Source organism: Clostridium sp. DJ247, from assembly GCF_014231265.1.
Genome location: NZ_JABAIW010000009.1, coordinates 69,212 through 90,184, shown reverse-complemented (window position 1 = coordinate 90,184; position 20,973 = coordinate 69,212). Strand labels below are relative to the sequence as shown.

At 30.5% G+C, this 20,973-nt stretch carries 18 protein-coding genes; 12 read left to right on the top strand and 6 right to left on the bottom strand.

Features of this window, described 5'->3' with window-relative positions; translation table 11 throughout:
- Nucleotides 1-407: 407 nt before the first annotated feature.
- The 10 genes from carB (at nt 408) to HGI79_RS05710 (ending at nt 14,847) form a co-directional block, all read left to right on the top strand.
- Nucleotides 408-3,596 carry a carbamoyl-phosphate synthase (glutamine-hydrolyzing) large subunit gene (gene carB / locus HGI79_RS05755; RefSeq protein ID WP_185649711.1) on the top strand — a complete coding sequence of 1,063 codons (3,189 nt, stop codon included), beginning with the start codon at nt 408-410 and terminating at the stop codon, nt 3,594-3,596.
- A gap of 236 nt (nt 3,597-3,832) precedes the next feature.
- Nucleotides 3,833-4,642 (top strand): hypothetical protein, encoded by an 810-nt coding sequence (locus HGI79_RS05750; protein ID WP_185649710.1) that lies wholly within the window; start codon nt 3,833-3,835, stop codon nt 4,640-4,642.
- Nucleotides 4,643-4,687: 45 nt separating this feature from the next.
- Nucleotides 4,688-5,482, top strand: a complete 795-nt coding sequence (locus tag HGI79_RS05745; RefSeq protein WP_185649709.1) for a sugar phosphate isomerase/epimerase — start codon at nt 4,688-4,690, stop codon at nt 5,480-5,482.
- 173 nt (nt 5,483-5,655) lie between these two features.
- On the top strand, nt 5,656-6,948 hold the full coding sequence (gene tig / locus HGI79_RS05740; RefSeq protein WP_185649708.1) for a trigger factor: 1,293 nt from the start codon (nt 5,656-5,658) through the stop codon (nt 6,946-6,948).
- A 150-nt stretch (nt 6,949-7,098) separates the two neighbouring features.
- Nucleotides 7,099-7,683 (top strand): ATP-dependent Clp endopeptidase proteolytic subunit ClpP, encoded by a 585-nt coding sequence (gene clpP, locus HGI79_RS05735; protein WP_185649707.1) that lies wholly within the window; start codon nt 7,099-7,101, stop codon nt 7,681-7,683.
- Nucleotides 7,684-7,703: 20 nt separating this feature from the next.
- Nucleotides 7,704-8,993 carry an ATP-dependent Clp protease ATP-binding subunit ClpX gene (clpX, locus tag HGI79_RS05730; RefSeq protein ID WP_185649706.1) on the top strand — a complete coding sequence of 430 codons (1,290 nt, stop codon included), beginning with the start codon at nt 7,704-7,706 and terminating at the stop codon, nt 8,991-8,993.
- 153 nt (nt 8,994-9,146) lie between these two features.
- Nucleotides 9,147-10,826, top strand: coding sequence for an ATP-dependent protease LonB (gene lonB / locus HGI79_RS05725; RefSeq protein WP_185649705.1), 1,680 nt, complete (start codon nt 9,147-9,149; stop codon nt 10,824-10,826).
- A gap of 190 nt (nt 10,827-11,016) precedes the next feature.
- Nucleotides 11,017-13,338, top strand: coding sequence for an endopeptidase La (gene lon / locus HGI79_RS05720; RefSeq protein WP_185649704.1), 2,322 nt, complete (start codon nt 11,017-11,019; stop codon nt 13,336-13,338).
- 14 nt (nt 13,339-13,352) lie between these two features.
- Nucleotides 13,353-13,940 (top strand): ribosome biogenesis GTP-binding protein YihA/YsxC, encoded by a 588-nt coding sequence (gene yihA, locus HGI79_RS05715; protein WP_185649703.1) that lies wholly within the window; start codon nt 13,353-13,355, stop codon nt 13,938-13,940.
- Nucleotides 13,941-14,046: 106 nt separating this feature from the next.
- Nucleotides 14,047-14,847 (top strand): CPBP family intramembrane glutamic endopeptidase, encoded by an 801-nt coding sequence (locus tag HGI79_RS05710; RefSeq protein WP_185649702.1) that lies wholly within the window; start codon nt 14,047-14,049, stop codon nt 14,845-14,847.
- Between the two features lie 69 nt (nt 14,848-14,916).
- Here HGI79_RS05710 and HGI79_RS05705 read toward each other — a convergent pair whose 3' ends face one another.
- The 4 genes from HGI79_RS05705 to HGI79_RS05690 all read right to left on the bottom strand — a co-directional run bounded on the left by HGI79_RS05705 (nt 14,917) and on the right by HGI79_RS05690 (nt 16,598).
- Nucleotides 14,917-15,495 carry a hypothetical protein gene (locus HGI79_RS05705; RefSeq protein WP_185649701.1) on the bottom strand — a complete coding sequence of 193 codons (579 nt, stop codon included), beginning with the start codon at nt 15,493-15,495 and terminating at the stop codon, nt 14,917-14,919.
- A gap of 58 nt (nt 15,496-15,553) precedes the next feature.
- A complete protein-coding gene (locus tag HGI79_RS05700; RefSeq protein WP_185649700.1) occupies nt 15,554-15,742 on the bottom strand; it encodes a hypothetical protein in 189 nt (62 codons plus the stop codon).
- A 200-nt stretch (nt 15,743-15,942) separates the two neighbouring features.
- A complete protein-coding gene (locus tag HGI79_RS05695) occupies nt 15,943-16,146 on the bottom strand; it encodes a hypothetical protein (RefSeq protein WP_185649699.1) in 204 nt (67 codons plus the stop codon).
- 197 nt (nt 16,147-16,343) lie between these two features.
- Nucleotides 16,344-16,598 (bottom strand): hypothetical protein, encoded by a 255-nt coding sequence (locus HGI79_RS05690; RefSeq protein ID WP_185649698.1) that lies wholly within the window; start codon nt 16,596-16,598, stop codon nt 16,344-16,346.
- A 294-nt stretch (nt 16,599-16,892) separates the two neighbouring features.
- On the opposite strand from HGI79_RS05690, the gene HGI79_RS05685 reads away from it, so the two are divergent.
- A complete protein-coding gene (locus tag HGI79_RS05685) occupies nt 16,893-17,846 on the top strand; it encodes a YafY family protein (protein WP_185649697.1) in 954 nt (317 codons plus the stop codon).
- A gap of 151 nt (nt 17,847-17,997) precedes the next feature.
- On the opposite strand, the gene HGI79_RS05680 is transcribed toward HGI79_RS05685, so the two are convergent.
- A complete protein-coding gene (locus tag HGI79_RS05680; RefSeq protein ID WP_185649696.1) occupies nt 17,998-18,936 on the bottom strand; it encodes a VCBS repeat-containing protein in 939 nt (312 codons plus the stop codon).
- A gap of 119 nt (nt 18,937-19,055) precedes the next feature.
- Between HGI79_RS05680 and HGI79_RS05675 the strand changes: the two genes are divergently transcribed.
- Nucleotides 19,056-20,288, top strand: a complete 1,233-nt coding sequence (locus HGI79_RS05675; RefSeq protein ID WP_241428150.1) for an ABC transporter substrate-binding protein — start codon at nt 19,056-19,058, stop codon at nt 20,286-20,288.
- A gap of 37 nt (nt 20,289-20,325) precedes the next feature.
- Here the strand turns inward: HGI79_RS05675 and HGI79_RS05670 are convergent, their stop codons facing one another.
- Nucleotides 20,326-20,751, bottom strand: a complete 426-nt coding sequence (locus HGI79_RS05670) for a Fur family transcriptional regulator (protein WP_185649695.1) — start codon at nt 20,749-20,751, stop codon at nt 20,326-20,328.
- Between the last annotated feature and the right edge of the window lie 222 nt (nt 20,752-20,973).

Sequence of the window (20,973 nt, the reverse complement as noted above, 5' to 3'; positions counted from 1 at the left end):
CGAATCGGTTAAGCAGACATACAAAATCTGTGATTTTGATATGGTCGCTTACTCTGTGAGTACTACTCTGACGAAAGGAAGAGTAGTTTCATAATAAATTTATAAGAAACTTTGATAAACTCGTACCTCAGTCCGGACCAACTTATCAATTACCATTGATAAGTCGCTCGTTGAAAGCCATCCAGGCTTTCAACCATATCAAAGCTTCTAAGATTTTCTAAAAACACTTCACTAAGACTTATAAAAAAGTTTTTAAAAGTGACTTCAGTTTTGGCAGCATATCCCTCCGTATAAGTTAAATTTAAGCTATAGGTATATATTTTTTGGAGTACTATACAATAAGTTGAACAATAGTTAAGTTTAAAATAGATTTTAAATTGTGGAGCGATAAAATAGGAGGAAGTGTAATGGCTTTAGATAAAACGTTGAAAAAAGTTTTGATACTTGGATCGGGACCAATTATAATAGGGCAAGCAGCGGAATTCGATTACTCAGGAACACAGGCTTGTAAAGCAATAAAGGAAGAAGGAATAGAGACTATTCTTATAAATAGTAATCCAGCTACTATAATGACAGATAGTAATATAGCAGATAAAGTTTATATTGAACCTTTAAATGTAGAATGTGTATCAAAAATAATTGAACAGGAAAAACCAGATGGTATACTGGCTGGCTTTGGAGGCCAAACAGCATTAAATTTAGCAATGAAACTAAAGCAGGATGGAGTGCTAGATAAGTATAATACAAGGCTTTTAGGAATAAATAGTGAGGCAATAAAGAAAGCGGAAGACAGAGAAGAGTTTAAAAAGTTAATGATAGAAACAAACCAGCCAATTCCTATGAGTATTATAGCTACAACAGTTGATGAATGTGTTGAATTTGTAGGTAAGTATGGATTTCCTGTTATTATAAGACCAGCTTATACACTAGGAGGAACTGGTGGTGGAATAGCTGGTAATATGGAAGAATTACTAGAAATATGTGACTTAGGAATAAAGTTAAGTCCTATAGGGCAAATACTACTTGAACAAAGTGTTGCGGGTTGGAAAGAACTAGAGTATGAAGTTGTGAGAGATGGTAAAGATAACTGTATTATTATATGTAACATGGAAAATATTGATCCAGTAGGAATACATACTGGTGACAGTATAGTAGTTGCACCATCTCAGACTTTAAGAGATAAAGAATACCATATGTTAAGAAAGGCAGCTATTGATATTATAAGAAGTTTAAAAATTGAAGGAGGATGTAATATTCAGTTTGCCTTAGATACTGACAGCAGTAATTATGTGGTTATAGAAGTAAACCCAAGGGTAAGCCGTTCCAGTGCATTAGCTTCTAAAGCTACAGGTTATCCTATAGCCAAGATAGCAGCGAAAATAGCTATTGGATACAGTCTTGATGAGCTGAAAAATTACGTTACGGGAACTTCCAGTGCTTGTTTTGAACCAACCTTAGACTATATAGTAACTAAGATACCTAAGTGGCCTTTTGATAAATTTGGCAAGGCAGAAAGAAGCTTAGGAACACAAATGAAGGCTACTGGAGAAGTTATGGCTATAAGTAGAACCTTTGAAAGTTCACTCTTAAAAGCTGTTACATCTCTAGATGGAAAGTTTACTGGACTTAAAATTAATAAAATGGAAGAAATGACCATAGATCAATTAATAGAGAAAATAAAGGTTCAAGATGACCAAAGAATTTTTGCTATAGCAGAAGTTTTCAGAAAAGGAACTACAGTAGATGAAATTCATAAAATCACAAAAATAGATAAGTGGTTTTTAAATGGAATTAGCAATATTATTTCTATGGAAAAAAGGCTTAAAGAAGAGACTTTAACAGGTGAATTATTGTATGAAGCTGAAGCTATGGGATTTATTGAAGAAGAAATCTCTAAGTTTACAAGAGCAACAAAAGAGAAAATTGATAACATCAGAAAAGAAAATAATATATACCCAGTATATAAAATGGTTGATACATGCAGTGGTGAATTTGATGCACAAACCCCATACTATTACTCTTGCTTTGAAAATGAAGACGAAAATATAATAACTGATGATAAAAAAGTGTTAGTTATAGGCTCAGGGCCGATAAGAATAGGTCAAGGAATAGAATTTGATTATTCTTGTGTTCATGGGGTGTGGGCCATAAAAGAAGCAGGATATAAGGCTATAATAATAAATAATAATCCAGAAACAGTAAGTACAGATTTTGACACCGCAGATAAGTTGTATTTTGAACCGATTCATATAGATGATATTATGAATGTTATAAACAATGAAAAGCCTGAGGGTGTTATAGTTCAGTTAGGAGGACAGACATCCATAAATATTGCACAAAAGCTTCATGAAAAGGGTGTAAAAATATTAGGTACATCATTTAATTCAATAGACTTAGCAGAAGACAGAGATAAATTTAGAAGCTTCTTAGAAAAGCTAGATATACCATGTCCTAAAGGAGTGGCAGTTACAAGTATAGAAGAATCCTACGAAGCAGTAGAGCAGTTAGGATATCCAGTAGTAGTAAGACCTTCTTATGTAATAGGGGGACGTGCTATGGAAGTTGTTTATGACAAGGTAGGGCTTACAAAATATATGAATGAAGCAGTTCAACTATCTAATGAACATCCAATACTAATAGATAGATATATAAGAGGTACAGAAATAGAAGTTGATGCTATAGCAGATGGTGAAGATATATTAATACCAGGCATAATGGAGCATATAGAAAGAACGGGAGTTCACTCTGGAGATAGCATAACCGTATATCCTTATGTAAGTTTAAATGAAGAAACAGTAAAAACCCTTGTTAACTATACTAAAAATATAGTTAAGGGCTTGAATGTAGTCGGACTTATAAATATACAATATGTGTTTGATGGAAATAATGTATATGTAATAGAAGTAAATCCAAGAGCATCAAGAACAGTACCTATACTAAGTAAAGTAACAGGCGTTCCAATGGTAAAGATAGCAGTAGAATTGATGCTAGGTAAAAAACTAAAAGACCTTGATTATGGTATAGGATTGATGGAGAAAAAGAATTTATTTGCTGTAAAAGTTCCTGTATTTTCAGGGGAAAAATTAGCGGATGTGGATACTTATCTTGGACCAGAAATGAAGTCAACTGGTGAAGTTCTAGGTGTAGATAAGGAATTAGATAAGGCCATATTTAAGGGCTTTAATGCTGCCGGAATAAATATAGTTACATCAGGTAATTTATATGTGTCACTTAAGGATGTGGACAAAGAAGAAGGATTATATATAACAAAAGAATATATGAAGTTAGGATTTGATATATATGCTTCAGAAGGTACAGGCAAGTATTTAAGTGAAAATGGAGTAACCTGTAAAGTTGTGGCTATGGATGATATGCCAGATATGATAACAAATGGTTCTATAAAATTAGTTATAAATACACCTACAAAAGGAAATAACCTTGATAGTAAGGGATTTAAGCTAAGAAGAAAGGCTGCAGAATACAAAGTGCCGGTTTTCACATGTGTAGATACTGCAAGAGTATTTTTAACTGCAATAGACGTTAAAATAAAGAATAAAGAAGTAGAGTATAAAACTATGTATGAATACCTAAAATAAAAAAGTTACTCTTCATTGATTAATGAAGAGTAACTCTTTTACTTTATACATTAATACTAGGGTTTGTCAAGTTAAGATTAACAAAAAATTATTACTATTTTTTATAGTTTTGAGTTATAATATTTATGAATTGCTGAAAAATAGCACTAAAATAAATTAAAGATTTCAATTTTTATAAATCAATAATTGTAACCAGTTTTCATATAATATTAAGAACTGCTTAGGAGGAATTAATATTGGTAAAGCCAAGCATATTTAGCAAGAATTATGAAAAGAAAATGAAAAGAAGAAAACAAAATATAATAGTTATTATTATTTTAACCATTGGAATAGTTATTTCTATGGCTGTCTATATGAAAGGGCCATTTGGGAATACAGTTAACATTAAGAAAATATTTAAGCATACAAACCAAGAGGCAGGTAATGCAAAAAATGATGTAGTAGTTTCTAAAGATCAGAAAAAAAGTTCAAATAACACAGACTCATCCTTAGCAGAAAAAAATAAAGAAGAGAAACTAGAGGAATATCCTATACAGTTAAGTAATGGAGATAATATAAAAGCAGTTTACGACACTAAGAATAACGATAAGATATTTAAATATATATCACCAGCTGAAAGTAATGTGGATTATAGTATAAGTCCATCAGGTAAAAAAATTGTTATATTTGATGATAAAGTTCAAAAAATTATACTGTTAGATATCAGTGGGAAAAGCGAAGATATAACTAATCCAAAATATGTAGCAACAGATGGGTCAGTTATAACAAAAAGTCAACATTTATCTAATCAACCTAGCTACATATGGTGTTTATCTCCGAGATTTATTGATGAAGATAACATTGCTTATATAAGCCAACTGCCATGGATTGGTAAGACGTCTAAATATGTGTGGATTGAAAATACTAGTAGTAAAACACACACTTTCATACAGGAAATTCAAGGAGAAGATTTAAAATTAGATAAGCTAACAGATAAAGGTATTACAGTCATTGAGGATGGTAAAACTGTGTTCTTAAAATCAGACGGCAGTGTAAGTGACAGTTAGCTATGAGATTGATGTGTAATATAAACGTAGATTTTGGAGGGTTTAATGGAAATAGGGTTGTCATCAGCTAGTTTTTATCCTAATGTAAATACAGAAGATAGTATTGGATTAATTAAGAGTTTAGGTTTTGAAGCTGGAGAAATATTTTTAAATAGTCAAAGGGAATATCAAGAAGATTTTATAATGAAGCTCCTTGAAGAAAAACATAAACATGGTTTTAACATTAACTCTGTTCATGGTTTTTCATCATCTTTTGAACCTTTTCTATTTGATAGTTATAAGAGAAGAAGAGATGATATGTTTGTATACTTTAAGCAGGTTTGTAAAGCGGCTAGAATACTTGGAGCTAAATGCTACACTTTTCATGGTATGAGGTTTCAAGATTTAAAATTTGTTAACATAGATCATATAATAGATATATACAATAAACTAATTTATACTGCTATGGAAGAAAATGTAGTGTTGGCACAAGAAAATGTGTCATGGTGCATGTCTTCTGATTTGAACTTCTTATATAGCATAAAGGAAAAATGTAAATATCCTTTGCATTTTACTTTAGATATAAAGCAGGCTTATAAGGCTAACATAGATCCTGAAAAATACATAAACTTAATGGGAAAAAGTATGGTTAATTTTCATATAAATGACAGGGATATGAATAATTCATGTCTACTACCTGGCAAGGGAGAAGTGGACTATAAAAAAATGTTTTGTAAATTAAAGGAAATAGGTTATAATGGAATAGGAATCATAGAAGTTTATAGTGATAACTATTTAAATTTTAATGAAATTATTAAATCTAAAGAAATGTTGTGTAGTTATCATAAAAACAAAAAATAATTGTAAAAATTATGTTTTTTGGTATATAATTATTAATACAAGAATTTGTAGTCGTATAACCATATAAGTTATATCGATATATGGATATACATTGGCATATATTAATACTTTTAAATATATGTTATAATATTATGGTTAACATAAGTGCGTAGATAATTAGGAGGAATAATGTAATGAACGCTAAAATTGAAAAAATAGAAAACAATGTTTTAAAATTAGAAATAACTGTAGAAGCAGAAAAGTTTAATGAGGCAATGAAAAAAGCATTTGCTAAAAATGCTAAAAAGTTTAACATACCAGGATTTAGAAAAGGTAAAGCTCCTATGAATATCATAAAGAAGTATTATGGTGAAGGAGTATTTTATGAAGATGCTATAAATTTCTGCTGTGATAGTACATATCCAGAAGTTATAAAAGAACATAATATAAAACCTGTTGATTATCCTGAAATTGACATAGTGGAAATAGGAGAAGGAAAAGATTTTGTATATACTGCAAAAATTACTGTAATGCCGGAAGTACAACTTGGAGATTATAAAGAATTAGAAGTAAAGAAACCAGTATATGAAGTAAAAGAAGAAGAAATAGAAAACGAATTAAAAGCAATGCAACAAAAAAATGCTAGAGTTGAAGTAAAAGAAGAAGGAACAGTTGAGAAAGGTGATATTGCTGTAATAGATTTTAAAGGTTTTGTTGGCGATGAAGCTTTTGAAGGTGGAGAAGGAAAGGATTATGAGCTAGAAATAGGCTCAGGTTCATTTATAGATAACTTTGAAAATCAATTAATAGGATTAAAGAAAAACCATGAGAAAGATGTTATAGTTACTTTCCCACAAGAATATGGTAAAGAAGAATTAAATGGTAAAGAAGCTTTATTTAAGGTTACAATTAAAGATATCAAAGTTAAAGAACTACCAGCATTAGATGATGACTTTGCAAAAGAAGTTTCTGAATTTGATACTTTAGATGAAGTTAAAGCAGATATAAAGAAAAAAATGGAAGAGGCTAATGAATTAAGAATAAAGAGAGAATATGAAGAAGCGGTTATTGATACTGTTTGTTCAAACGCTAAAATAGATATTCCAGCTGTTATGATTGATAAAGAAATAGATAATATGCTTAAAGATCTAGAAATGAGATTAAAATATCAAGGATTAGATCTTGAAACTTATTACCAATATACAAATAATACTGAAGAAAAAGTTAAAGAATATATGAGAGAAACAGCAGAAAAAAGAGTAAAGACTGATTTAGTCATTGAAGAAATAGCAAAAGTTGAAAATATAGACGTAACAGATGAAGAACTTTTAGAAAGAGCAACAGAAATGGCAAAACAATACGGAAGCAAAGAAGTTGAAAAAACTGCTAAGCTAATCCTTGATACTCAAAAGAATTATATCAAGGTAGATGTGGTTAACGAAAAAGTTATAAAGTTGCTTGTAGATAGTAGTAAAGCTGTAGCATAGTATTATAAATTTAGGTGGTTAATTGCCAGGATTCTTTCTGGCAATTAATTTTAACTAATAATAATTAATTTTCATCCTTTATAGGTTGATATAAATAATTTAAAAATGGGTAAAATCATCTAGTATGATTATTTAAAGGAGGAGAGATTTATGGGTTTAGTACCAATAGTTGTTGAGCAGACTAATAGAGGAGAAAGATCTTATGATATTTATTCTAGACTTTTAAAAGATAGAATAATAATGTTAAGTGAAGAGGTTAATGATGTTACTGCAAGTCTTGTAGTAGCACAACTATTGTTTTTAGAAGCAGAAGATCCTGATAAAGATATATCTCTATACATAAATAGCCCAGGAGGATCTATTACATCAGGAATGGCTATTTATGATACTATGCAGCATATTAAACCAGATGTGTCTACAATCTGTGTTGGTATGGCAGCTTCTATGGGAGCATTCTTGCTTGCAGCAGGAGCAAAAGGAAAAAGATTCGCACTGCCAAATGCAGAAATAATGATACATCAACCATTGGGTGGATTCCAAGGTCAAGCAACAGATATAGGAATCCATGCAGAAAGAATACTAAAAATCAAGAAAAAGTTAAATACTATATTGAGTGAAAGAACTGGTCAGCCACTTGAAAAAGTTGAAGCGGATACAGAACGAGATAACTTTATGTCAGCAGAAGAAGCTAAGAATTATGGGTTAGTAGATGAAGTTATTATAAAGAGGAAATAACCTTTAGGTGAGGTGTAAAAATGGCCAAAATTGATGAAAAAAAACAACTTAAATGTTCATTCTGCGGCAAGACACAGGATCAGGTTAGAAGATTGATTGCAGGTCCTGGAGTATATATTTGTGATGAATGTATAGAACTTTGTTCAGAAATAATAAGTGATGAGTTTGAAGAGGATGTTCAGGTAGATATGAGTTCTCTTCCTAAGCCTATAGAAATAAAAAATTATCTTGATCAATATGTAATAGGTCAAGACGATGCAAAAAAATCCTTATCTGTAGCAGTATATAATCACTACAAAAGAATTAATTCAAATGCAAATAGTGATGATGTAGAACTTCAAAAAAGTAATATACTTCTTTTAGGACCTACAGGATCAGGAAAAACCCTTTTAGCTCAAACCTTAGCTAAATTTTTAAATGTTCCATTTGCTATTGCAGATGCTACAACTTTAACAGAAGCAGGTTATGTGGGCGAAGATGTTGAAAATATACTATTAAAACTTATTCAAAATGCTGATTATGATATAGAAAAAGCTGAAAGAGGAATAGTATATATTGATGAAATTGATAAGATAGCTAGAAAATCAGAAAATCCATCAATAACAAGAGACGTTTCTGGAGAAGGGGTACAACAAGCATTATTAAAAATACTTGAAGGTACAGTAGCTTCAGTGCCACCACAGGGAGGAAGAAAACATCCTCATCAGGAATTTATACAAATAAACACTACTAATATATTGTTTATTTGTGGTGGCGCCTTTGATGGAATAGATAAGATAATTGAAAATAGAACAAGAGTTAGCACATTAGGATTTGGTGCAGATATACAATCTAAAAAAGAAAAGGATATTGGAAGACTTCTACAAGACATTATGCCTGGAGATTTATTAAAGTTCGGGCTTATTCCTGAATTTGTGGGAAGGTTGCCAATAGTTGTAACTCTTGAGGCTCTAGATGAAAAAGCATTAATTAGTATATTAAAAGAACCTAAAAATGCACTTGTTAAACAATATAAAAAGCTTTTTGAGCTAGATAACGTTGAACTTGAATTTTTAGATGAAGCATTAGAGGCTATAGCTGCGGAAGCTTTAAAGAGGAACACTGGTGCAAGAGGGCTTAGAGCTATCATTGAAGATACAATGAAAAACGTAATGTTTGACATACCTTCAAGAGAAGAGATAGCTAAGGTAGTTGTAAACAAGGAAACTATTACAACAAAACAACCTGAACTCATTAATGCTGAAGATGGTAAAAGAACACCTATAAAAGTAAAAAAGACAAGAAACAGAAAAGGGCCAGAAACAGCATAGTTTAGAGAGTACTGTGATATACAGTACTCTCTTTATTTCCTCCAGTAAATTCCTTTAATTAATTTAATATAGAATATACTAAAGAAAAGATGCACATAATAATAACAAAATATTATTAAAATTTACTGGGAATTTTGGAGGGAGTTTTATAATATGACTTATATTTTAATGAGTATCCAACTGATATTTACTATAATTATGGGGCTTTACTTTTTTAATGCACTAAAAGGACAGCAATCTAAAAGAATTGTTATTGATAAAGAGAACAGGAAAGAGATGGAGAACTTAAAAAAGTTAAGAGATATAAACTTAACAGAGCCACTTACAGAAAAAAGCAGGCCATCATCTTTTGACGAAATAATCGGTCAAGAGAAAGGTATAAAAGCTCTTCAAGCAGCACTATGTGGACCTAACCCACAACATGTAATTATATATGGTCCTCCAGGTATCGGAAAAACTGCAGCTGCCAGATTAGTTTTAGACTATGCAAAGAAAAAAGACTATTCACCCTTTAATGAAAAATCAAAGTTTGTAGAAATTGATGCTACTACTGTAAGATTTGATGATAGAGGAATAGCTGACCCACTAATTGGATCTGTGCATGATCCTATATACCAAGGTGCAGGCCCTTTAGGAGTTGCAGGAATACCACAACCTAAACCGGGTGCTGTTACGAAAGCACACGGAGGTATTTTATTCATTGATGAAATTGGGGAATTACATCCTATAGAAATGAATAAATTGCTTAAAGTACTAGAGGATAGAAAAGTGTTCTTAGATAGCGCATACTATAATTCTTCAGATGACAACATGCCATCCTACATAAAAGATATATTTGATAACGGATTACCAGCAGATTTTAGATTAGTGGGAGCAACTACTAGAAATCCAGAAGAAATTACTCCTGCACTAAGATCTAGGTGTGTAGAAATATTTTTTAGACCTTTGCTTCAGGTTGAAATAGAGGTTATAGCAAAAAATGCTGTCAGTAAAATTGGATTTTTAATAGATGATAAAGCTAGTGAGTTGATCGGAAAGTATGCTCAAAATGGTAGAGATGTTGTAAATTTAATTCAACTTGCATCAGGTACGGCGTTAAACGAAGACAGAAAAACAATTGCAGTAAGTGATATAGAATGGGTAATTGAAAATGGACAATATTCACCAAGACCAGATAAAAAAATAATAGATAAACCAACTGTTGGATATGTTAATGGGTTAGCTGTATATGGAGCTAACATTGGAGCTGTCATGTCTGTAGAGGCTACAGCAAAGAAAGTTACATTGCGAAAAGGAATATTGAAGATTACTGGAATAATAGAAGAAGAAGAAATAAATGCTAGAGATAGGAAAATGAAGAGAAAAAGCACTGCTAGATGTTCTGTGGAGAATGTTATAACGGTAATTGAAAGAATTTTTGATTTAGATTGTGATGGCTACGATATACATATAAATTTTTCAGGTGGGGCTCCAGTAGATGGTCCTTCTGCAGGAATAAGTATTGCTACAGCGGTATATAGTGCTATAAATAATGTTCCTGTTAATAATGAAATAGCAATGACAGGAGAGATATCTATACATGGAGAAGTAAAACCAATAGGTGGAGTGACTGCAAAAATTCAAGCTGCTAAAAAAGCAGGAGCAAAAACTGTAATAATTCCTAAAGAAAATTGGCAGGATAGTTTTGTAAACTTACAAGACATTAAAGTTGTAGCTGTTGAAAATATACAGGAGGTAATTGATATCTCAATATTAAAAGAAATTATGGAAAATACATCCATTAATATTAAAAGCAATATAAATGTGTTATCAGCTGAATCAATAGAGGGTTAAGTTCAATATGTAAATTATAACTTATCTCCTGTTTTATATAAAACAGGAGATAAGTTATGTAAATGCAAAAAAATATGGTAATTTTTATTGAATAATTGAAAAAAACATGTTTTATGGTTATAATATATTAGTCTAACTATATATAAATTAAATTTAACATACTAAATTTGTTTGAAGTGAGGGGAGAAATATGGACAAAAATTTAAAAGTTCTTCCTCTAATTCCCTTGAGAGGTATTACTATATTTCCATACATGGTTCTACATTTTGATGTAGGAAGAGAAAAATCTATTCTTGCACTTGAAGAAGCTATGATTGAAGATCAAATAGTATTCTTATCAGCACAAAAAGATGCCAAAATAGAAGAACCAGATGAAGATGATATTTATGAAATGGGAACTATTTGTAATATAAAGCAAATACTAAAGTTGCCAGGTGATACTGTTCGTGTATTAGTTGAAGGAAAAAGTAGGGCAAGATTAAATAATTACCTTGACAAGGAACCTTTTTTTAAAGTAGAGGTTGAAATTTTAGAAGATGAAGAAACTATTGAAGATAAAAAATGTGAAGCTTTGGTTCGCTCGGTAAGAAAAAGTTTCGATGATTATATAAAATTATCAGGGAATATACCAGTAGAAACATTAGTAACACTAGAAGAAATAGAGAGCCCAGGAAGACTAGCAGACATTGTAAGCTCATATTTAATGCTAAAACAGGAAAGTAAACAAGAACTTTTGGATATGAATAATGTTCAAGATAGATTACAAAAACTCCTTGATATATTAGTAAATGAGATAGATATACTAAAATTAGAAAGAAAAATAGGGGTAAAAGTAAAAAATAAAATAGATAAAGTACAAAAAGAATACTATTTAAGAGAGCAGTTAAAGGCTATACAAGAAGAGCTTGGAGAAGATGATGAAGATAAAAAGGAAATAACTAAATATAAGAATAAAATAAATAAGCTAAAACTTCCTAAGCAAGTAAAAGAAAAGGCTTTATATGAGCTAGATAGGCTAAAAAATAGTGGAGCTTATTCTTCTGAGGGAGGAGTAATAAGATCTTATTTAGATTGGATATTAAGCTTACCTTGGAATGTTGAAACTGAAGATAATTTAGATATAAAGAAAGCTAGACAGATCTTAGAGAAAGAACATTATGGACTTGAAGATGTAAAAGACAGAATAATAGAATATCTAGCAGTTAGAAAAGTAAGCAAATCATTGAAAGGGCCTATATTATGTCTTGTAGGACCTCCAGGAGTTGGTAAAACATCAATAGTTAGATCTATAGCAAATGCTCTAAATAGAAAGTTTGTACGAATGTCCTTAGGTGGTGTAAGAGATGAGGCTGAAATAAGAGGGCATAGAAAAACTTACATTGGAGCAATTCCAGGAAGAATAATATATGGAATGAAACAAGCAAAATCTAAAAACCCTTTGTTCTTATTAGATGAAATAGATAAAATGAGTAATGATTTTAGGGGTGATCCAGCAGATGCATTATTAGAAGTGTTAGATGCAGAGCAAAATAATACTTTTAGAGATCACTATCTAGAATTAGAATTTGACTTATCTAATGTAATGTTTATAACAACTGCTAACAGTTTAGAAACCATACCAAGACCTCTACTTGACAGGATGGAGGTTATAGAGGTTTCTGGATATACAAGTGAAGAAAAGTTTCATATAGCGAAAGATCATTTTGTTCCAAAGAAACTCAAAGAGCATGAAATAGATGAAGATAAAATTAAGTTTTCTGATGCTTCTATATATTACATAATAGATAGATATACAAGAGAATCAGGTGTTAGAAACCTTGAGCGAAAGATAGCATCCATCATAAGAAAATCTATAGCTGAAATGCTTGAAAAGGATAAGGAAAAGGTTGTTATTACACCTAATAAAATTAAAGCTTATTTGGGACCAGAAGTATTTAGTTATGATACTGCAAATGAAGAAGATAAAGTTGGTGTAGTAATGGGTATGGCATGGACTGGATACGGTGGAGATACATTGCCGGTAGAAGTAACTGTTATGCCTGGAACAGGAAAATTAGAGTTAACAGGTCAACTAGGAGATGTTATGAAGGAATCTGCTAGAGCAGGATATAGTTATGTGAGAGCTAATGCCAGCAAATATGGAATAGAAGGAGAGTTCTATAAGAACAAGGATTTACATATACATGTACCTGAGGGAGCTGTTCCAAAAGACGGTCCATCAGCTGGAGTTACTATGATAACTGCTATGATATCAGCTTTAAGTGACAAAAAAGTAAAGAGAAGTGTAGCTATGACAGGAGAAATAACTTTAACTGGAAGGGTTTTACCTATTGGTGGATTAAAAGAGAAAAGTCTTGCAGCTTACAGAGCTGGTATTGATACAGTAATTATGCCAAAAGATAACGAAAAGGATTTATTTAAGATACCAAAGATGGTAAAAAATAAAATAAAGTATATAATGGCTGATAACATAGATATAGTTTTACAAAACGCTTTAGTGAAAGAAGATTAGATGGAGATGAATTTATGGAAATAAAACAAGCAGAATTTATAACCTCAGCAGTGGTTGCCTCGCAATACCCTACTGATAATAGAGATGAAATAGCTTTTGTAGGAAGATCCAATGTAGGAAAGTCATCTTTAATTAATACCTTGACCAACAGAAGAAAGTTAGTTAAGGTTAGTGGGACTCCGGGAAAAACAAGATTAGTGAACTTTTTTTTAATTAACAATGGCTTTTATTTTGTTGATTTACCTGGGTATGGATATGCGAAGGTTTCAAAAGTAGAAAAAGAAAGCTGGGGAAAGGTAATAGAAACATATCTATTGAAAAGGGAACAGCTGAAAAAAATAATCCTTCTTGTGGACTGCAGACATAAACCTACAGCAGATGATGTAACTATGTATAATTGGATAAAATACTATAACTATAGAACTGTTATAGTAGCTACTAAAATTGATAAGTTAACAAAGAATGAGTTACAAAGGAATTTAAAAGTAATACGAGAAACCCTTAATATAGATCCAGAAGATCAGTTATTAACATTTTCTTCTCTTAAAAAATATGGAAAAGAGGAGCTATTAGATGTTATTGAACAAACCTTGAATAGTTAAGTTGAACCAATCCAGCGTGTACCAGCCCTTAACTCTCAGCTTGTAAAAGCGAGAGTCTTAGGGCTAGTAGTTTAATGGATAAAACTGTAAACAAGGAGAAACCTAAATGACTGGAATTGATATTTTAAAAGATGCTCTTGTATTTTTATTTGTTTATATGCCTCCATTATTACTATTTTGGAGATTTTGGAAGGAAAGAGATAGAAGTTATATACTGTTAATATTAATTAGTATAATATATATAATTCTTTCTCTAATTACTCAAAACTTAATTCCTTTTATCTTTGTATTATTAAATATTAGATATATAAGGTTATCGGGGTGTATAAGTAACTTTTCAAGAAATAACCAGGCATTACAGTATGGCATAAGTTACAGTGGAGATAGTATAAGTAACAGAATTGCAGGAGATTATGATAGGTATAACTTTAGTCTAAAAAAATTCAATATTATTTATGCTATTATATTTGTGTTTATATCTTACATTATAATAATTTTAATGTCTATTGTTGAAACTTCAGTGATTACAAAATTTAATATTCAAGTACAACAACAAGAGATAGTTACTATAATGACAGATATGCCCCTAAAAGCATTCTTATTAGTAATTCCTGTAGTTACGATTTTTGCACCAGTTCTTGAAGAATTTGTGTTCAGGTGGTTACTATTTGAAAGGATATTTAAACCTAGAATAGGAGTGTATCTATCAGCTATATTAAGCAGTATAACCTTTGCATTTGTTCATTTTAACTTAAGAGCCTTTCCAGTATTATTATTTATAGGATTATACAACTGTTACCTAATCCATAAAAAAGGCTACTGGTATTCAGTTTTCAACCATTTTACCTTTAATTCCATCACTACCTTAGCTTTGTTGCTTGAAAAGTTAGGTATAGTAAAATTTTAAATATAATATAGAATGAGAAAGACATGTCCATTAAGACATGTCTTTTTTGTATGGATAAGAAACAACTTTCTAATCTTTATTTTGCTTAGGTATACTGGAGTTGAAAAAGCTAGTGAACATATTCATAAGTTCAGGTGATTGTTGTAAGGATTTTATTGATTTTAATAACTCTTCAGGTACTGTTCCATTTCCCATTTGGTCTAATTTATCTGCTAAAGCTGAAAGTTGATTTTTCATTTCATCAGGGCTTAAATTGCCTGAAGCTGGAGCTTTATTTATTTCGCTTAAATCTAGGTTTCTTAACATAGAACCTAGTTGATTAGTAGTCATATTATTTACACCGGCTAAAGTAGTAACCAATGATATAATTTGATTTATGTCGATACCTCTTAACAACTCAGCAAAGTTAATACTACTAGCAATGTTTCTTATTGTATTACCTGCAGCATTCACTACATTATTAGCATTACCAGCATTACCAGCATTACCACGAGGAGCATTCATTCGAGGATCGCCCATTCGAGGATCGCCCATTCGAGGATCTCTTGCACGAGGGTCTCTCATGCGGGAGTCTCCCATATCGCGAGGATCTCTCATGTTATATTCATAATCATAATCACGATCACGGTCACGATGATGTTTTCCCATCATATCACTCCTTTATATAAAGGAGAGCTTATGAAGCTCTCCCACTTTAGTTCTTGTATTAGCAGTGGTATCTATATGGTGCAATTGGTGCAACTGGAGCAGGAGTTGCATAATGGCAAGCACCACAAACTATTAGAACAGCAAATACGATTAGTATAGCACGACGAGCTCCTACATCTCTACCGAATATTAATAGGAATAATGCTATAATAGATACTAATGTTAAAAGTTGTCCGCTAGATAACATTTTATACCCCCCTTTCTGGGCTGTGGTTTTATTTTAATCTTATTACTTTATACCCTTTGTTGGAAAGTTATTCCTTACTGGAGTTTTTTTAGATATTTTTTCTATTTGTTTTTCATAGTGTGTACACTATTCACTTTTGTGAAATTTCACACTATTAAAAATAATTTGTAAGATTAAGCTGTTATAATATTAAGGTGAAATTAGCAGTGACATCTTCCACCATAATATGGTGCAGTAGCTACTGGAGCAATTGGTGGAGCAGTATAACCATTTACGCAACCGCAAACTATAATTACAGCAAGGAATACAAGTATAGCACGGCAAGCACCAACGTCTCTACCCCAAACAAGTAATAATACAGCTATTACAGCGATTAATCTTAGCAATTGACCACTATTTAACATACGCTTACCCCCCTCTCTGGGCTATGGTTTTATTTTAGTCTTATTACTTTATATCCTTTGTTTAAACTGTTGCTAATCCTACGTTGATAAATTTTATTTATCTTTAAGTGCTTCTACTATATACTATTCAGCTTTTCAGGATTTGCCACTGTAATTTAGTAATAAGGCTTTTTTTATTCGTAAGCTATTATTTGGTATTAGAATCCGTCGTAACCAGCACCGTAACCAGCACCGTAACCAGCACCTGCCATTGGAGCACCGTAACCAGCACCGTAAGCAGCACCTGTTGCTATTGGAGCAGCAGCACCGTAACCAGAAACGCAAGCACCGCAAACTATAATTACAGCAAGAACTACAAGTATAGCACGGCGAGCACCACAATCTCTACCAAATACTAGAAGTAATATTGCTACTATAGCTATTAATCTTAATAATTGAGAACTGTTTAACATAATTATACCTCCCTCCTGGGCCTTGGTTTTATTTGAATTTTATTACTTTATATCCTTAGTTTTTTATATGCTTCTTTTGTATTTAACTTCGCTTATCTTAAGTTTTATAGTATATACTATTCAACCATATATTAATTGATACTAAAACGGAAAAAATTTTATTAGCTTTAAGTAATAATCTTTATGTAACAGGAATATAATACATTTTTTAATTTATATAAAATTACTAAAAAAAATATAAAAGCTGACGATATAAATAAAGAGTAGTTTTAAGTGCAATGGGGGTAAAATAATATGTCTAAAATTTCTCACCTGCTAGAAATGATAATTACGCTGCAATATAAAGGATTAACTACTGCATCTGAATTAGCAGAAACTTTAGAAGTTGATAAAAAAACTATATATAGATATGTAAATAGTTTAAATAAGGCTAACATACCTGTTCATACAAAGAAAGGAAGATACGGTGGTTTCTATATGGATGAGGAATTTTATATGAAACCATCAAAACTTACTGAGGAAGAATTGCAATCATTACTAATGGCTACTAGAATTCTTACTGAAGAAAATGGGTTTATACAAGAAAAAGATTTACAAAGAGCAGTAGGAAAGATAAAGAGCTTGTGTATGAATAATGATACTAGTCTAAAGAGTTTAAATTATAATGGAAATTTTAATATAGACGAAATTGGAAATTTGCAAAACCTGGATGACAAAATATCTAAAATTAATTATGCTATGAGTAGGGGAAGAACTATAAGTATAAACTATTATTCTATAAATAAGAATAATTTAACAGTGAAAAAGGTAGATCCATATAACTTAATATTTAAAGAAGGAGCATGGCATATAATTGGTTATTGTCATATGAGCAACCAAGTGGATGCTTTTAGGCTGTCGAGAATTAGAAGTATAAAGATAACTGATGAAATATATATGAGGCCACATACATTTTTATTAAGAGACTATTTCAAAGACCATTGGGGAGTATTTAGGGGAGAAAAGACCAAAGTTAGTATAAAATTTAATAAAGAAATATTTGAAATGATTAAGGATGTAAATTGGCACGCTAGCCAACAGGTAGAAAATCATAGAGACGAATTTATTATACTTAATATGTATTTAGATGATATTTCTGAGGTAAAGAGATGGATTATGGGATTTGGAAAAGGTGTAGAAGTTATTGAACCTCAGGAGTTGAGAGAAGAAATAAAGCAAGAAATACAGGAATTATATAAAATATATTAAAAATTTTATTTTTATATGTATAAGTTGTAGATAACGGGATAATATAAATAATGTAATTTGGAGATATGATCTCCTAAAAGTATCAAGTAATAAAACCTTTACTTGATACAATAACCCCCCATCCCCCTTGGGACCGTAAAACGGTCCCTTTTTACTTTAATGATATGGATGAAATTTTAAAATAGTAGTTATCTTTGGTATTTTCATCTGGTGTTAACAAAAGATTTAGCACATAATTTTTTACTATGTTTTTATCAGTATTAGATATACCTCTAAAATTTAATGTCCAAAGCACTTCTGTTACATCTCCATTTTCGTTACATTTGTTCTCCATAAATAGTGCATCCTGAAATGAGTAAGTATTATTCTCTCCAGACAATTTACCTATTATAGATAAATTTTTACTAGATATATTAGGAGAAAATATATCTGTTGGTTTATATTCCTCGCTATGTGGTAGACCTTGAATAAACTTTATAAAGCTGCATATGCTATCCTTTCCCATAAAGGTATTTGTACTATTATAGTTATAATTTTTAAATTTATAATTTAAAAATATATAGTTTGATAACCACATGGTATCATTTTGTAGCTTCCCAGAGATGACCTTTGGAGTTTTATTATTTTTACAATCTATAAAACCTAGTATATTATTAGAATTAGAAAATATATTTTCAAATTTTCCATCATTCCAAATAAATATGTGTTGAAGAGAGTTATCTTTACTCGAAGATTGTATAAAAATTTCAGGAATTTTATCTCTGGACACATCCATAAGAGTAATTCTCATTGGCCAATAAGAGGAATATGGACCTATAGGCGGAGAACTTTTATCAGCATTAATGGGAAAGTTTCTATCCTTAATCTTAACGGCTAAGTCATATTTATCATTATTTCTTCTTACGTATAACGTGTCATCCTTTCCATCACCGTTAAAGTCAGCCTTTATAATTTTATTTTCAGAAACATTATTAAAGGTTGAAGAATATCTTTTAGAAAGTTGTAAAATAACCAACAATATTATAAGAATAAATGTCAATAAAACAAAATAGATATATTTTTTCTTTAGAAATATTACCCTAAATTTCATACATTTCACCCCCACTTAATTATATGAAGCTATTATATATTTAATTATTATGCACAAAATAAATTCAGAATTATTTTATATAGAATTCATAAATAAGTAAATGAAGGAAGGAGAAAAATATGCTTTATTATAAAAAAAGCTTTATAACTTTCCTGTTAATAGTGTTTATTACAAGTATAAATGGTTGTGGCATGAATAAAGAGGCAGCAAAGGGCAAGCAATTAAATATATATATGGATCTTAAGGATAAAGAATCCACAAGCATAATTAAGTTTATAACTGATGAATATAAAAAAGATAATCCAGAATCGAAAATTAATATTACCAATGCATTAGGTGGAAATATAGAAGAAGATATAGGGAAGAGTAATGAAAATGATATAATAATCACCTCAAGAAATAATATGTTAAAACTGAGCAGAAAAGGATTCCTCAGTGATATGGGAAATTATTATGAGGATACTAAAATAAATGATAAATATTACAGAATAATTAGTGCTTATGGCAGAGTTGAAGATAAATACTATGGAATGGCACTGATACCATATACTATAGAAATTTTGTATAATAAAAATGCTTTAGATAAATTAAATGTAAAAATACCATCTTCTATGAATGATTTGAAGGATGTATTAAAGAAAATAAATGTTAGCTCTTCTAGTATTCCAGTGCTGCTTACGGAAGACTTAGATGTAAATATTGGATTGTCTTCATATATATTTGTAAATAGAGTAAGTATGAGAAAGCTTGAGAGTAAATACGACAGCGGAGCAGATGCTTATAAATCTTTAAAGGAAATGCAGCAAGCTTTCGATACCATCGGAGATTGGATAAAAGGTGCTGGTATCAATAAAAATACTTTTGAAATCGGAAATGAAACTAGCATAAATAAGTTTGTCAAAGGAGATATACCCTTAATTGTTTGTTCATCATATTATGCCAATAGTCTGAAAGGTGATAACTTAAAAATTATTGAAGAAAATGTAGATAACCCAGCATTGAGAATAAATGTACCTATTATTTGTAATGCTATAATTTGTACTCATATAAATGATAAGAATGGAGAAGAAGTAAGTAATTTTATAAAATATATATTTGGAGAAGAACTGCAAAAAAAGCTTGTAAAGAAAGGATTTATATCTGGAAACAAGAAAGCTAATAGTAGTATAAATGACAAACTTAAAACTAGTATTGTAAAACATCTTGAGAATAGTACAGAGGATAGTGTAATTTTTGTTTATAATATGCCTGAAAGATTAAAAAGTAGTATAGCATCTAAACTAGAGCAAATGATAAATGGAAAGATTACTAAAAAAGAATGGGAGGAAGCTGTAGATGATGCATATAAATAAAAGAGCTGTTAACTGCTCTTTTATTTTTGTGATATAATTAGTTATTATTAGCACTTTCTTTACAAGTTTTACATATGCCGTAAAAATATACTTTGCTAGTTAAAATATCGTAATCAGTAAAATCTTTAACTTTATCATTTAGATCAGAAAAGTTTATTCCTATAATATCTTCAACTCTACCACAATCTAAACATTGAATATGTGGATGAGGATGCACATTGCCATCATATCTAAAATTGCCTTCACCTACATTAATCTCCTGTATTAAATCTACTTCTACAAGAGTTTTTAGAGCTTTATACACTGTAGCTAAACTCATAGTAGGGTATTCAGGTTGAAGAGCTTTATAAATAGTTTCGGCAGATGGGTGTTCGCATGTTGATTGTAAATACTTATATACAGCTATACGTTGAGGAGTAAGCTTTAACTTTTTTTCCCTAAAAATACCAGATAAGTTATTCATATACACCATCCTTACTATATAATTAATTATACTATATAATAAAAATTATTAATTGTCAAAAGTAATTTTATAGGAAATCTTGTTTTATTTGAGATAAGTCACATATAAGTCATTTTGAATAAAATATAAAAATTAAATCTGAAAAATATATTATTAAAAAAATTTAATAATATATTTTGTGAAAATGGTAATTGTTAAAAAGTAAGCAACTTATTTTTAAAA

Excerpts from the sequence above, each read along its gene's own strand:
- carB (WP_185649711.1), top strand. The coding sequence starts at position 408 with ATGGCTTTAGATAAAACGTTGAAAAAAGTTTTGATACTTGGATCGGGA.
- HGI79_RS05745 (WP_185649709.1), top strand. The coding sequence starts at position 4,688 with ATGGAAATAGGGTTGTCATCAGCTAGTTTTTATCCTAATGTAAATACA.
- tig (WP_185649708.1), top strand. The coding sequence starts at position 5,656 with ATGAACGCTAAAATTGAAAAAATAGAAAACAATGTTTTAAAATTAGAA.
- clpP (WP_185649707.1), top strand. The coding sequence starts at position 7,099 with ATGGGTTTAGTACCAATAGTTGTTGAGCAGACTAATAGAGGAGAAAGA.
- clpX (WP_185649706.1), top strand. The coding sequence starts at position 7,704 with ATGGCCAAAATTGATGAAAAAAAACAACTTAAATGTTCATTCTGCGGC.
- lonB (WP_185649705.1), top strand. The coding sequence starts at position 9,147 with ATGACTTATATTTTAATGAGTATCCAACTGATATTTACTATAATTATG.
- lon (WP_185649704.1), top strand. The coding sequence starts at position 11,017 with ATGGACAAAAATTTAAAAGTTCTTCCTCTAATTCCCTTGAGAGGTATT.
- yihA (WP_185649703.1), top strand. The coding sequence starts at position 13,353 with ATGGAAATAAAACAAGCAGAATTTATAACCTCAGCAGTGGTTGCCTCG.
- HGI79_RS05710 (WP_185649702.1), top strand. The coding sequence starts at position 14,047 with ATGACTGGAATTGATATTTTAAAAGATGCTCTTGTATTTTTATTTGTT.
- HGI79_RS05705 (WP_185649701.1), bottom strand. The coding sequence starts at position 15,495 with ATGGGAAAACATCATCGTGACCGTGATCGTGATTATGATTATGAATAT.
- HGI79_RS05700 (WP_185649700.1), bottom strand. The coding sequence starts at position 15,742 with ATGTTATCTAGCGGACAACTTTTAACATTAGTATCTATTATAGCATTA.
- HGI79_RS05695 (WP_185649699.1), bottom strand. The coding sequence starts at position 16,146 with ATGTTAAATAGTGGTCAATTGCTAAGATTAATCGCTGTAATAGCTGTA.
- HGI79_RS05690 (WP_185649698.1), bottom strand. The coding sequence starts at position 16,598 with ATGTTAAACAGTTCTCAATTATTAAGATTAATAGCTATAGTAGCAATA.
- HGI79_RS05685 (WP_185649697.1), top strand. The coding sequence starts at position 16,893 with ATGTCTAAAATTTCTCACCTGCTAGAAATGATAATTACGCTGCAATAT.
- HGI79_RS05680 (WP_185649696.1), bottom strand. The coding sequence starts at position 18,936 with ATGAAATTTAGGGTAATATTTCTAAAGAAAAAATATATCTATTTTGTT.
- HGI79_RS05675 (WP_241428150.1), top strand. The coding sequence starts at position 19,056 with ATGCTTTATTATAAAAAAAGCTTTATAACTTTCCTGTTAATAGTGTTT.
- HGI79_RS05670 (WP_185649695.1), bottom strand. The coding sequence starts at position 20,751 with ATGAATAACTTATCTGGTATTTTTAGGGAAAAAAAGTTAAAGCTTACT.